Annotated in this window: 9 protein-coding genes; 8 read left to right on the top strand and 1 reads right to left on the bottom strand. The window is 54.5% G+C overall.

The features are described 5' to 3' along the window. Nucleotides 1-37 precede the first annotated feature (37 nt). The 5 genes from IPH75_11770 (at nucleotide 38) to IPH75_11750 (ending at nucleotide 4,846) form a co-directional block, all read left to right on the top strand. Nucleotides 38-2,026, top strand: a complete 1,989-nt coding sequence (locus IPH75_11770) for an APC family permease (GenBank protein MBK7142745.1) — start codon at nucleotides 38-40, stop codon at nucleotides 2,024-2,026. A gap of 54 nt (nucleotides 2,027-2,080) precedes the next feature. After that, complete coding sequence (locus IPH75_11765) at nucleotides 2,081-3,064, top strand: radical SAM protein (GenBank protein ID MBK7142744.1); 984 nt, start codon at nucleotides 2,081-2,083, stop codon at nucleotides 3,062-3,064. Between the two features lie 37 nt (nucleotides 3,065-3,101). After that, on the top strand, nucleotides 3,102-3,578 hold the full coding sequence (locus IPH75_11760) for a flavin reductase family protein (GenBank protein MBK7142743.1): 477 nt from the start codon (nucleotides 3,102-3,104) through the stop codon (nucleotides 3,576-3,578). Between the two features lie 62 nt (nucleotides 3,579-3,640). After that, complete coding sequence (locus tag IPH75_11755; GenBank protein MBK7142742.1) at nucleotides 3,641-4,231, top strand: hypothetical protein; 591 nt, start codon at nucleotides 3,641-3,643, stop codon at nucleotides 4,229-4,231. Between the two features lie 195 nt (nucleotides 4,232-4,426). Next, a complete protein-coding gene (locus IPH75_11750) occupies nucleotides 4,427-4,846 on the top strand; it encodes a hypothetical protein (protein ID MBK7142741.1) in 420 nt (139 codons plus the stop codon). On the opposite strand, the gene IPH75_11745 is transcribed toward IPH75_11750, so the two are convergent. After that, a complete protein-coding gene (locus tag IPH75_11745) occupies nucleotides 4,833-6,722 on the bottom strand; it encodes a response regulator (GenBank protein ID MBK7142740.1) in 1,890 nt (629 codons plus the stop codon). The two genes, IPH75_11750 and IPH75_11745, sit on opposite strands and share 14 nt — an antisense overlap. Nucleotides 6,723-7,261: 539 nt before the next feature. Here IPH75_11745 and IPH75_11740 point away from each other — a divergent pair. From IPH75_11740 to IPH75_11730, 3 genes are all read left to right on the top strand, one after another. Beyond that, nucleotides 7,262-8,989, top strand: a complete 1,728-nt coding sequence (locus IPH75_11740; GenBank protein MBK7142739.1) for a M6 family metalloprotease domain-containing protein — start codon at nucleotides 7,262-7,264, stop codon at nucleotides 8,987-8,989. Then, a complete protein-coding gene (locus IPH75_11735) occupies nucleotides 8,973-10,856 on the top strand; it encodes a hypothetical protein (protein MBK7142738.1) in 1,884 nt (627 codons plus the stop codon). Before IPH75_11740 ends, IPH75_11735 begins: the two co-directional genes overlap by 17 nt. A gap of 215 nt (nucleotides 10,857-11,071) precedes the next feature. Next, a complete protein-coding gene (locus IPH75_11730; protein MBK7142737.1) occupies nucleotides 11,072-12,877 on the top strand; it encodes a PKD domain-containing protein in 1,806 nt (601 codons plus the stop codon). The last annotated feature ends 175 nt before the right edge of the window (nucleotides 12,878-13,052 follow it).

The raw sequence follows: 13,052 nt of genomic DNA, 5'->3' as shown, positions 1-13,052 counted from the left end.
CGGTCTTTAACCAAACGTGCCTGGTCCGGCAAGTCAGATGGAAACACAACCTTCGCTATTTAGACGAATTAAGACTGCATTGATCGGTCGGGGACGAAATCTCCAGGACCGCTCGATTTACCATGCGTTAGCCCTGTCCGCATTCCTGGCATGGGTCGGACTTGGTGCTGATGGGCTTTCATCGGCTTGCTATGGTCCGGAAGAAGCATTCCTTGCTCTCGGTAGTCATACCTATCTCGGCCTATTAGTCGCGCTCGGGTCGGCGATCACCGTATTTGTTATTTCCGCCAGCTACATGCAGATCATCGAGCTCTTTCCCGGCGGCGGTGGTGGCTATCTCGTCGCCAGCAAAATGCTCAATCCCACCCTTGGGATGGTTTCCGGCTGCGCACTCCTGATCGATTATGTCCTTACGATCGCCCTTTCTGTAGCGGCTGGCTCTGATGCAATGTTCAGTTTCCTTCCGGTCGAATGGCATCCGTATAAACTCTTCTTTACCGTTTTCGGCGTCCTGTTGCTGATCGTGATGAATCTTCGCGGAGTCCGCGAATCAGTAGTGCCGCTTATTCCGATCATGCTCTCCTTTGTGTTGTTGCATGCTGTCGCGATCATTTATGCCTGGGGGAGTCACATCGACCAGCTCCCCGAGGTGGTGAGCAACACCGCTACCGATTTTTCCAAGGCCCAGTCGGAGATTGGCTTGATGGGGATCTTTCTCCTGTTGATGCGCTCGTATTCATTTGGCGCCGGTACGTATACCGGTATTGAGGCTGTCTCCAACGGTTTGCCGATCATCCGTGAACCGAAGGTGATCAACGGTCGACGAACCATGTGGTATATGTCGATCTCACTGGCGGCTATCGTCACCGGCCTGGTGATCGCATATCTCCTGCTCGACCTCAAACCTGCCGAAGGGAAGACCCTGAACGCGGTCCTTTTCGAGCGGATCTCCGAAGGATGGGGGAGTTTTGGACCGGTCTTCGTTTTTTCGATTCTCCTTTCCGAGGCGGCCTTGCTGTTTGTCGCGGCTCAGACCGGTTTCTTAGGCGGCCCACGCGTGCTTGCCAATATGTCCCTCGACCGCTGGTTCCCCACGCGATTCACTGTGCTGTCGGATCGACTGGTTACCCAAAACGGTATTCTGCTAATGGGTGGGCTGGCGATGGTACTGGTGGTTGCCACCGGTGGTTCGGTCAAATTCCTCGTCGTGCTCTATTCGATCACCGTGTTTATCACGTTTGTGCTGTCGCAGTTGGGGATGGTTCGCCACTGGTGGCAGGTGCGACGTGAAAACAAAGCCTGGCTCCGCAAGATCTCGATCAACGGGATCGGCCTGGTCATGTGTACGTTTATTCTGGTCTCGATGGCGATCCTCAAATTCAACGAGGGGGGATGGCTTACCATTTTGGTAACCGGCGTCCTGATCAGTATCGCATTTGCCGTCCGGCGACACTACCGGCGCACCGCCAATCAACTTAAGCGGCTCGATGAGCTGCTAGTGACGGCCATGCAGGTTTCCGAGCAACAAGCGACCACTCCGGTCCCGGAACTCCAGCCGCAGCCGAAGGGAAAAACGGCAGTGCTGTTGGTCAATGGATTCAACGGACTGGGGATCCATACACTCCTGAACGTGATCAGCCTGTTTGAAGGGGCGTTCAAGAACTATATCTTCCTGCAGATCGGTGTTGTGGATGTCGGCAATTTCAAGGGGACGGCCGAGGTTGAGAAGCTCAAGGAGCATATCGAGTCCGAGGGGAAACGCTATGTCGACTATTTGCAGCGGCACGGATTATATGCTGAGAGTCATACCGTGATCGGCGTTGATGTTCTGGAGGAGTTGGATAAGCAGGTCCCGCTGATAACTGACAGATTCCCTCGTTCGGTCTTTTTTGGCGGTCAGTTGGTGTTCCGCAAGGAGACCTTCTTTAATCGCTGGCTGCATAACCAGACGATCTTTTCGGTCCAGAAGCGACTGTATCATCAGGGCTTGCCGGTCGTGATCCTTCCGATCCGGGTCGACGGCTGATCTGGACTGCCTTGCGGTTCGGGCTGTCTCAGTGTATATTCCCCGGACAGCAATATGGACCGAACTACACCTACATCGACCGCCCTGTTCAGTCAGACTCAATGGCAGGAGTTGCTTCTGCCACTTGAGGTCCTGAAAAACTGCACGCAGTGTCCACGCAATTGCCAGGCAGACCGCTCCGGCAGTAAACTGGGGTTCTGCAACAGCGGGATGGAATTTTCGGTCGGTTCGATCTGTGCGCATCGGGGGGAAGAGCCGGTCATCTCCGGCAAAAATGGCATTTGCAACATCTTCTTCACCCGCTGCAATATGCAGTGCGTTTACTGCCAGAACTGGCAGATCAGCCGCCGCAACGCCACGATCGAAGAGACCAAGCTGGAGCTGGTCGACATCATTGCGCAGATCGAGACATTACTAGACTCCGGATGTAAGGCAGTCGGCTTTGTATCCCCGTCTCATTTCATTCCTCAGGTCAGAGTGATCATCAACGCGCTGGCAGCGCGAGGACGAACGCCGGTCTTCGTTTTTAATACCAGTAGTTTTGACAAGGCGGAGACTATCAGATCATTCGAGGAAACGATTCAGGTATATCTTCCCGATCTGAAGTATCTCGACAATCGCCTGGCCGGGGCTTATTCGGATACGCCGAATTATGTCGAACATGCCACCGCTTCGATCAAAGAGATGTACCGCCAGAAGGGGCCGAACATTTATACCGATGATGAGGGGGGGATCACCTTTGGCATGGTGATCCGTCATCTGGTCCTGCCGGGCCAGATCGAAAACAGCAAAGCGGTACTTCAGTGGATCGCGGAAGAACTTTCTCCTGACGTACATGTTTCTCTGATGTCGCAGTATCATCCGATCCCGGCGGTGGCGAATCATCCGCGCCTCGGACGAACGCTGCAACAGGAGGAGTACGAGCAGGTCCTGGACGAATTTGATCGTCTCGGATTTCACCGGGGATGGGTCCAGGAATTGGATAGTCCGATGAACTATCGGCCCGACTTCACCTTTGATCATCCTTTTGAACGTTGAAACGAGTGACCGGGAGACCGGCTGAACGGGAGTAGCAATGGAAAAGCAGATCACAGCAGCACTGAAGAAGATCGAATACGGCGTCTATATAGTCACGATGGGGGACGGCAACAACGGCAATGCATTTACCGCCAGTTGGATCTCGCAGGTCAGCTCCGAGCCGCCTATCATTGCGCTGGCCGTGCATAACAAACATCAGTCTTCGCGGCTGATCGATCAGCATGGCGGTTTTGTTGTCAATCTGATCGCCGAGAATAATAGCGAATTCGCCAAAGCCTACTATGGTCCGGCCGAGTCCGGGTACCAGAAACTGGCCCATGCCGATGTAGATACGTCCCCGGTCACCAAATCTCCGCTTCTCAAAGGGGCGCTGGGTTATCTGGACTGCGCGTTGGTTAATAAGGTGGCGGTCGGCAACCACACTATTTTCCTGGGAGAGGTGAAAGCTGCCGAACTGCATCAGGATAGCCCGATTTTGACCGCTTCAGGAAGTAAGCTCCGCTATCTCGGATAGCCTCAGAACGATCTGTTTGGCTGATAAAATCGACTGCTCCAACAGCCGATATTATCAGTAGCATGTCGTATACATTTCACAATCGCGATGTCGTCCTTGAGTTTTCCGGTAATACCGGTCTGGCGACCGTATTGGCTTCTTCCGGTCCTGACGCGCTGCACCGCGTTCAGGAGATATTCGGCCATATGCGGGAAGAGACGGTCCGTCCGGGATTGACCGGCGAATATCTGGTGCAGTTCAAAGTCGCTCTGAATTATCGCCTCCCCTTATTCCATTCCATAGAGCGGGCAGTTCGACGGATCAGAACTGCGCAGGCGTATGAGCAAGCGCGCTATCTTGACCGCTATATCATCGCTTCTTTGGTTCATTACGGAGGGAAGTCCGACTTCATGATCCGGGCGGAAATATCCGAGGAACTGGAGTCATTGCGCAAGGCGGCCGTGGTAGCCCGTGAGGTGGCTGGAATACTGCAGTTTGTTGATTGGGATATTGCTATCGCCAACTATCTGGAGCTGAATAGCAAGACCGGTCATAAGTCTCGGGTGGTCAGGACCAAACCAACTCGCTCGACCGGAAGCGGCCGTAAGGCGGTTGCTCGGCGCGAAGCTACCGCCAGCAAGCGACTTAGACGATTGGCCAAGCGCCCGGCCTGACGATCCCGTAAACCTCCTGCACGCGACGGGAGATTTTTTCTCTATTTACCGGTACTGTCATTAACTATCTATCGTACACTATCCAACTGGTTGTCGCCCTCGAGCGGCAGTAAGGGACTGGTCCTGGAAGGTTGGATCATACCTTATCGACGGATAGTATCAATTTGGACTGAACCCCGAAGAGGGAGAGACGATATGCTTCGAAGCGCAATAGCTGTGGCATCAGGATATGTGGCGATGCTGGTTTTGATCATGCTCTTCTTTCTGCTCATTGCCATCATATTCCCGGCCGCTTTTCCACAGCCGGATGCTTTTCCCAGCATACCCTGGGTTGTTGTCATCCAATTGTTCGGATTGGCTGCCGCGGTCGTTGGAGCTGGCGTAACGATCGTGATCTGCCGGGGGTCACGGGTAAAGCATATTCATGCGCTCGCCGCAGTAGTGCTGTTCATCGGACTGGTGACACTGGCCACCAATATTGACAAACAGCCGCTCTGGTATTTGATCCTGCAGATATTGGTTGGACTATTCGGGGTCTATGTGGGGGGCACTTCGCCAACAAGCGCTTCCCGGCGGAAGCTTCTCCGACTGAATGACCCGCCTAGCGGGCGGTGACCGCCGACGGCTTATTCGAAAGGGCCGCTCGTACACCTTCGGCGATCTCGACAGCCGTAAACGGCTTGGCGATCACCACAGAGATATGTGCACGCTCCAGGAATTGCGTATCCAGCCCCTTGCCAAATCCGGTCAGCATGGCGATCGGCATATCCTGATTGAATCCGCGGACTTTTTCGGCCAGTGTCAGGCCGCTCATTTTTGGCATGGCTTGATTGAAGATCGCCAGATCGAAGTGCTCCGATGCAGTGCGCAATCTCTCCAGTGCCTGTAGCGGCGAATTACTGCAAGCGACGCAATACCCCTGACGTTCCAGCATCTGCTTGGCAACTTCGGCAACCACCGAATCGTCATCGACGATCAGAATTCGTTCGCTTCCGCGGAGATTCGAAAAGGTCAGCCTGGTCTCCTCCTGGACGGCATCAACAGAGACCGGGAGGTAAATGGTAAAGGTAGATCCGACCAACGGCTGACTGGTGCAGGTGATCGTCCCGCCGTGCGAAACCACAATGCCATGCGAAACTGACAGGCCAAGCCCCGTACCTTCACCGGCATCCTTGGTCGTGAAAAACGGTTCGAAGATCCGTTCCTGGTTTTCCGGCGGGATACCGCATCCGGTATCCGTGACGGCGCAGGCGACATATTCACCTGAGGCAAGATGCGGCGCGGAGGATTCGTGCAGGCTCACCTGGCTCAAGCGGACGGTCAGTTGACCACCGCTGTCCTTCATCGCATGAAATGCATTGGTGCAGAGGTTCATCAGCACCTGATGGATCTGAGTCGGGTCGGCCAGCACTTTGCCGATCGATTGGTTCAACTCCGTCTGGATCTCAATGCTCGGCGGCAACGAGGCCTGGAGTAACTTGGCGGTCTCTTTGATGATATGCTTGAGGTCGATCACGATCTTTTGCTGGTCGGACCGTCGACTGAAACTGAGAATCTGTTTGACCAGGTCCTTGCCGCGATAGGCGGCCTTTTGTACCTGCTCGATATCTTCGCGAACCGGACTGCTGGCCGGGAGGTCCTCCAGCGCCAGATCGGTGTAGCCGCAGAGGGGGGTCAGGATATTATTGAAGTCATGGGCAATTCCGCCGGCCAGCGCACCGATCGATTCCATCTTCTGGGCCTGACGAAGTTGGGCTTCGAGGCGCGCACGTTCAACCTCAGCTTTGCGGTGGATAGTCAGATCGGCCAGCGAAATGATGATCTTCTCCCAATTGGACTCGAATCCCGGGGTCAGTGTAGCTGAGACCAGTAGAGAGAGCTTTTCTCCGGACATGGTCAGCAGTTCCGCATCGGTTTCATGTCGGGCGTCACCAGAATCAAAGCGGCAGAGAAGTTCGCGGGCCAATGAGTATAGCCCCTCACTCCTGACATTTCCGATGATACCCTTGAGCAATTCGCTGGAATTGGCTCTGAAGAGATTCGCCGCGGCCGGATTGACCTCTCGGATTATCACCGAAGCGGCCAGTTTGCGTTCGAAGTCAGGATGCTCGTTGAAGTAAGTGCGCAGATCAAATTGGTCATGGCGGCGCACTTGAAGGAGGCGCTGGCGGGCTTCGGAGAAGTCAGCTTCGATCAAAGGCACCGGGGAGTTCTCAAACAACCTGCGGAAGCGGGTTTCGCGTTCCTGCAGAATAGTCTGCACTTGCTTGATCGCGGCAAGCCGCCTTTTCACCAGCCACTGTACCAGCAGGGCAGTGATAGCAACGTAGAACCATCCCTTGTATGTTTGCAGCGTGGTCAAAGTCTCTGCGTCGGCCACCATACCCGCAAGTATGCGATCGGAGAAGAGGATCCAAAGGTAGCCCGACAGGGCATAGATCCCGGCAATTTTCCATGCAGATAGATTGGGGCGCACACTCGTTAACTTCATTTGATGTTGTGATCGAATTTGGATATGATCGCGGTCCAAGCCCCACAAACCTCCCAGGGCCCTCTGTTCAGAACTCATACAGTCTATCGGAAGAATCCGGGTTTACCTTAGGTTGAATTTGTCCGGATTAGGAGGTGGGCGGAAGGCAAAGAAGTCAGTGATTTTTGGATCGCCTGAGATGACTTGTTTTTGAGTGCGATCGCATGAGTCAGGACAAAGGCGCTCGACAAGAAATGACGCCTGCGCAGACCAAATTAGTCCGATTTGTCCCAGATCGAAAGACTGGCGTAGGGGGACTTGAGCGCATTGCCGTGGCCATCCTCTGTGTTGTCAATGTACCTAACGGCAACAGGTTGACTGGCTGTTGTACGGATTTTGTTTCGTTCCCACTCTGTGAATCAGCCAAGTCGCCGATAATCAGGCATTGAGGCGGTCCCGTCGAACAATCGGTGTGCGTTGCCAGTTATAGCGTTGACAGATATGAAAATTCGGCTACCTTTAGCGCAGAACAACCGTTTACCTCTCTTTTCGGGGAAACCATGACATTACGAATGAACTATCGTGCGGGGAGCAGTCTATCCTTTTTTGTCTTACTGGCCTTCCTGCTGTTGATCGAAGTCGGCGTGGCTGTCCCGCCATCACCTGAAGCGATCGCCAAGTGGAAATCCGAGGGGATATTCGAGCAGAAGATGGCGAATCTGCGGGCTTTCAAGGAAGCCGGCGGCTGTGCGCCATCGACGCCTTCGGTTCTCGAGCGTCTGCATCGGGTCAGACCGGCGGCGACTGATGCTGCTGCGGTTGATACGATCAAGGCAGTCGTGATCCTGGTCGATTTCTCGGACTGGGTCTGGGATGGTCAGTCGATCGCCGCTACACCGGCGGATTTCGATTCACTTCTTTTCTCCAATCGAGAGAACGATCCAATTCACAATCCTTCCGGCTCCATGACCGATTTCTATCTCGAGAACTCGTATGGAACAGTCTATATCGAGGGAGATATTTACGGCTGGTACCGGATGCCCAACACGTACGCGTTTTATGTCGGTGATAACGACGGATTAAGTATGGGGAGTATACTCGCTCGCGATGCCGTCTTGGCAGCGAATATAGATATCGATTTCAGTCAGTATGCCAGCGATGGCAATAATGTCGATGGCGTGGTGATCGTCCATCCCGGGGCAGGTGCGGAAAGCGGCGCTTACGGTATTTGGTCTCACAAGTCGAATATCTCCGGCTCTCCATTCCTCGATGGCGTACAACTTGGGCCGTACACGATCAATCCGGAAGAATCCGGCGGCGGACTGACCCCGATCGGCGTCTTCACTCACGAACATGGCCATGTACTTGGCCTCCCGGATCTCTATGACACGGATTACGATCCGGCGACGTCTGAAGGACTGGGCGGCTGGTCACTGATGGCGGGTGGTAGTTACAATGGCGGTAGCCGTTATCCTTCCTCGCTCGATGCCTGGTGCAAAAGAAAACTCGGCTTTGTGACCGTGGTAAATGTTGGTGCCAATCTTGATTCGGTTGCTTTCCCCGCGGTCGAGTACAACCCGGTGGTTTACCAGATCAAGGATTCCAATATCACCAATGGTCGGGAATATTGGCTGGTAGAGAATCGTCAGCCGTATGGCTTTGATGTCGCCCTGCCGGGGCACGGCCTTTGCATTTTCCATGTCGATGAGAATGTCTCCAGTAACAATAATTACCTTCGCTATATGGTGGCGCTTGAACAAGCCGATGGCCTGAACAGTCTGGCGCTGGGTGGAAGTGGCGGCGATGGCGCTGATCCTTTCCCCGGCAGCACCAACAAACGGGCATTCCATGACCAATCGGTCCCCAACTCACGTGGTAATGTCGGAAACAAGCTGACCGAAGTTGGCGTCTGGGATATCACCGACTCCGACTCGATCATGTACGCCGATCTGGATTACACCTTCTCACGACCGGTGATCACCTATACTGGCGCGGATTCGCTAGTTGTCTCGGACGTGAGCGGCGGCGATGGGGATGGCTTTGTCGAACCGGGCGAAACGATCGAGATCTCATGTCGCTTGAAGAACTCGATGCGGAATGGCTACAACTGGCGGATGGAAGTGTCGACCACCAATCCCGATGTCCAGTTTATAAACAATCACACTCTGCAATCATCGCAGTTGCTTCGTACGGTACCATCCGTCGTGACCGACAATCCGGTGACTTTTACGGTCAACTCCGGGGATCGTTCCGACGATCGCCGATTTCATATTGACGATCACGGTTGATTCGGTGAATGGAAGCGGCGACGAAGCGTATACCAAGCAATTTACTTTCCAGCAGTCGCTCGGTATGCCGAACATCCTGATCGTCGACGATGATGGTGGCGCGACGGCTGAAACAGAGCTGGCCCGGTCGTTTGACGGGTTGCGTCTGCCGCAGGCGGTCCATCACAAGACCTCCGGTTCTCCCTCCGGCGCCACGCTGGCGCAATTCGATTATGTTTTCTGGATGAGCGGTCAGAAGCCGACGGGAGCCCTGACGGCAGCCGATGTTACAGCGATGAAGTCGTATCTCGACGGTGGTGGACGACTGGTGGTGGCCAGCGCCACGGCGGCGGCTCAGTTGCATGTTCTCGATTCCGCCTTCATGCGCGATTATTTCAAGGTGCGCTTCCGGGATTCCGTCACGTATGCCAACTTCTTTTACGGAGTGCCGGGAAATCCGCTTTCTGAAAACACACGCTATGTATTCGCACCGGGGACACCCTCGGCAATGAAGCGCGTTACGCGGATCAACCCGACCGAAGATGGTCTGCTGGCCTTTGAAATGACCAACCTCTTTAACGGCACCCCGTATCTCGGGCATGCCGGTGTGATGTACAGCGGGAGCTACAAGTCGGTTTTCATGACGTTCCCGCTGGAAGCAGTCAGTTATACCGATACCGCCGGGGGATATGCCCACCGAGATACGCTGACTTCACGCTTGCTGCGATTCTTCGATGATTCCACTTTCACGGTCTCTGCGCCCGAAGTGACGAAACTTATCGCCATCGGCGAAACTCAGAACCATGTCCTGAATAACATTCCGACACTGGTCTGGAGCTACTTTGCGGCGGGAGTGAACACGCAGGATTCCGCGGAAATCGAGGTAGGTACTGATACCGACTGGATGTCCGCTGAGTTGTGGGACCCATCGATGCTGATCGGACAGGACACCACGATCCTTTATGGCGGGAGTTCGCTTAATGACGGAGCCACCTGCTATCTCCGGGTACGCACCCATAACGGCTTTGCGTGGTCCGACTGGTATCAGAGTTCAATCCGGCTCAATAGCGGTCCATCCATGCCGACTCTGAACAGCCCCGCCGATGGCAGCGTGCTCACCGGTTCGCCGGTCTTGTTGTCGGTTGGAGCCGTGGTGGACAACGAGAATGACCCGATCACGTATCAATTTGGCATTTTCTACGACAGCGCGCTGACCTCACAAGCGGCACTCGCCAATAGCGGGTCACCAACACTGGATGTCGGTCCGCAGAATTTGGCGGAGAATCTGCACTACTGGTGGCGGACCAGAAGTTACGACGGCTACGAGTATTCTGGATGGTCAGCGGAGCGTTCGTTCTGGCTCGACCAATACCAGTCTAGTCCGAGTGCCGCATCCGGGTTGTCGCCAAACGTACCGACGGGACTTCCGGTTTTCAACCTCAAGCCGACGCTCACCTGGTCGCCGGGGAATGATTTTGATCCGCTCGACACACTCAAGTACACGGTTGAGCTGGATGACAATGCGTCGTTCAGTTCACCATTGTCAGCGGTCGACCTGCTTGCCTCGCCGCATCAGTTCGCGGACTCACTCGCTTTTGGCACACGGTACTACTGGCGAGTGACCGTTCGGGATAGAGGAGGAAATACCTCCACTTCTATCACCGCCTCCTTCTGGACCTGGAAGTTGGGCGATGTAAACCATTCGCACTTAACAGATTTGACCGATCTCTCCACGATCATCAGTTTCCTGACCGGCGGCGGTGGAGTGATCTCTCCGACCATGGTTGGAGATATCACCGGCGATTGTCGTATCGACCTGACCGATCTATCGCTGATGATCGCATACCTGACAATATCGAGTGGAGTGGAGTTCAAGCCCGGCTGCTAACGGCCAATTACAGTTTCATTTTGACCCGGTCAGGTTGACCGGGTCTTTTTTTGGGTGTGGGTTGACACCTGTTTCTGGTTGACAGACTGAGGAAATTGGCTAAATTGTTAAGTGATACACCGATAACCACCTCGACTGAATTGAAGTCGCGGCATCATTGTTCTCACCTGGGGATCTACCCGATCAGGTAATCCATGTCAGAAGAGGATTCAGGTATGACATCGTTACGTGCGCTCACCATCCGATTAACCGCCACACTTTTCGGAATTGCTGCAGTTGCCTTGTTTGCCGGTTCGGCATCCGCCCAACTTTCAAAGGCCGATATCGATCGCCTCAAAGTTCAGGCACAACAGGAAGGCTGGACCTTTACCGTCACCGAAAACGAAGCCACGCAATATTCGATCGATCAGTTGTGCGGATTCAAGGTGCCGGATGTGATGCCTTCGGATGTTCGCTTTGACCCGATGTCGGCAGCGGGAGCGGCGGCTCTTCCAGCCGCATTTGACTGGAGAGTCGAGGCTGGTGGCCTTCCGCCGGTCCGAAATCAAGGGGGATGCGGAAGTTGCTGGGCCTTTGGCACGGTCGGTCCGCTCGAATGTAATATCAAGATCAAAGATGGTTTGGTGGTCAATCTCTCCGAGCAATATCTCGTCTCCTGCAATGCCAACGGCTACGGTTGTGCCGGCGGGTGGTGGGAGCACCGCATGCACTATAACGCGCCAGATCCGTGCAACGGTACCGGCGCGGTTCTGGAGACTGATTTCCCATATGTTGCGTCGGATGTTGCCTGTTCCTGTCCGCATCCGCATGCATATACGATCGACGGATGGGGATATATCGGCACTCCATATACGATGCCGTCTGTTACGCAACTCAAACAGGCACTAATGCAATACGGCCCGGTGTCGGTAGCGGTTAGTGTGAACGATGCATTTCAGGCCTACGGCGGCGGCGTCTTTAACGGCTGCGCCAATGGTTCGATCAATCATGCCGTCACGCTGGTTGGTTGGGATGACAATCAATCCGGTGGTATCTGGATCATCCGCAATTCCTGGGGGTCCAACTGGGGTGAGGGCGGCTATATGCGGATGCCTTACAATTGCTCCTACATTGGATACAACGCTACCTATATCAATTACCGCGGGACTGTCTGGTTCAGCGGAAACCAGACGCTGGCCCCAGCTCCTGCCGATGTGACATTCACTGCTGAGACGATGCTGGATGTAGTTAGCTGGAACTGGACATTTGGCGATGGCGCAACGTCCACAGTGCAGAACCCAACGCATACGTACACGGCGCCTGGGTGCTATGACGTGACGTGCAGCATTCAGACCTCGGGTGGTTCATTCTCGACGACTGAGCATGAGTGCGTGATGATCCATGCCGACACTTTTAGCACAACCACAGCTCAGGCGATCGCCGGACAAACAGTGTCTGTTGATGTTGCCCTGCGGAATTTTGTGCCGATAGCCGAAGCGATTCTTCCGATCTCCTGGTCGGGGACAGCCGGAATTGTCCTTGATTCGGCGACCACGACCGGCCTGCGAAGCGCGCAGTTGACGTTGCAGCAAGTTCACTATGACATGACGCGTGCAACCTATAAGATCACAGCGATCTCGCCTCAACCCGATATCGCCGTGGGGACGGGGTCAGTCCTGCGACTCTGGTTTACCGTACCGTCAAATGCTACAGGCGGATCAAATCCGATCACTGTTTCGGAATATGTTAACGGCACGAAGACCTATTCACCGGTGGTAACGACCACAAATGGCACCTACCAACCGGCTATTACCGGCGGCGCTGTCAGCATCTGCAAAGGTGGCGATGTAAACTCTGATGGAATCGGTCCGGACCTTTCCGACCTCTCCTTCATGATCCTCTATCTGACCACCGGTTCACCGCAATTGCCGTATCGTCCGGCGGCAAACGTGGATGGCGCCGGGGCGGTTGATCTTTCGGATCTTTCCCGACTGATCACCTTCCTGACCGCGTCAGGCGCACCGCTGAGTTGCGGGCAATAGCCGAAATTCAACATACAGGTACCCAACGGCCCGGATTCTCCGGGCCGTTTTTCATTCCAACAAATTGTCAGGCAGCGAGAAGAGTCTGAAACAAGGCCGGGAGATTCATTCCCTGTATAGATTCGAAAGGTCCATTCTTGCACAGGTTGCCCGGAAAATGGAAGGGGGCCCGGCA

The organism is bacterium (genome assembly GCA_016708025.1).
Lineage (GTDB): Bacteria > Zixibacteria > MSB-5A5 > GN15 > FEB-12 > FEB-12.
The sequence above is the reverse complement of the archived record's forward strand: the minus strand, read 5'-3'. Positions and strand labels throughout refer to the sequence as shown.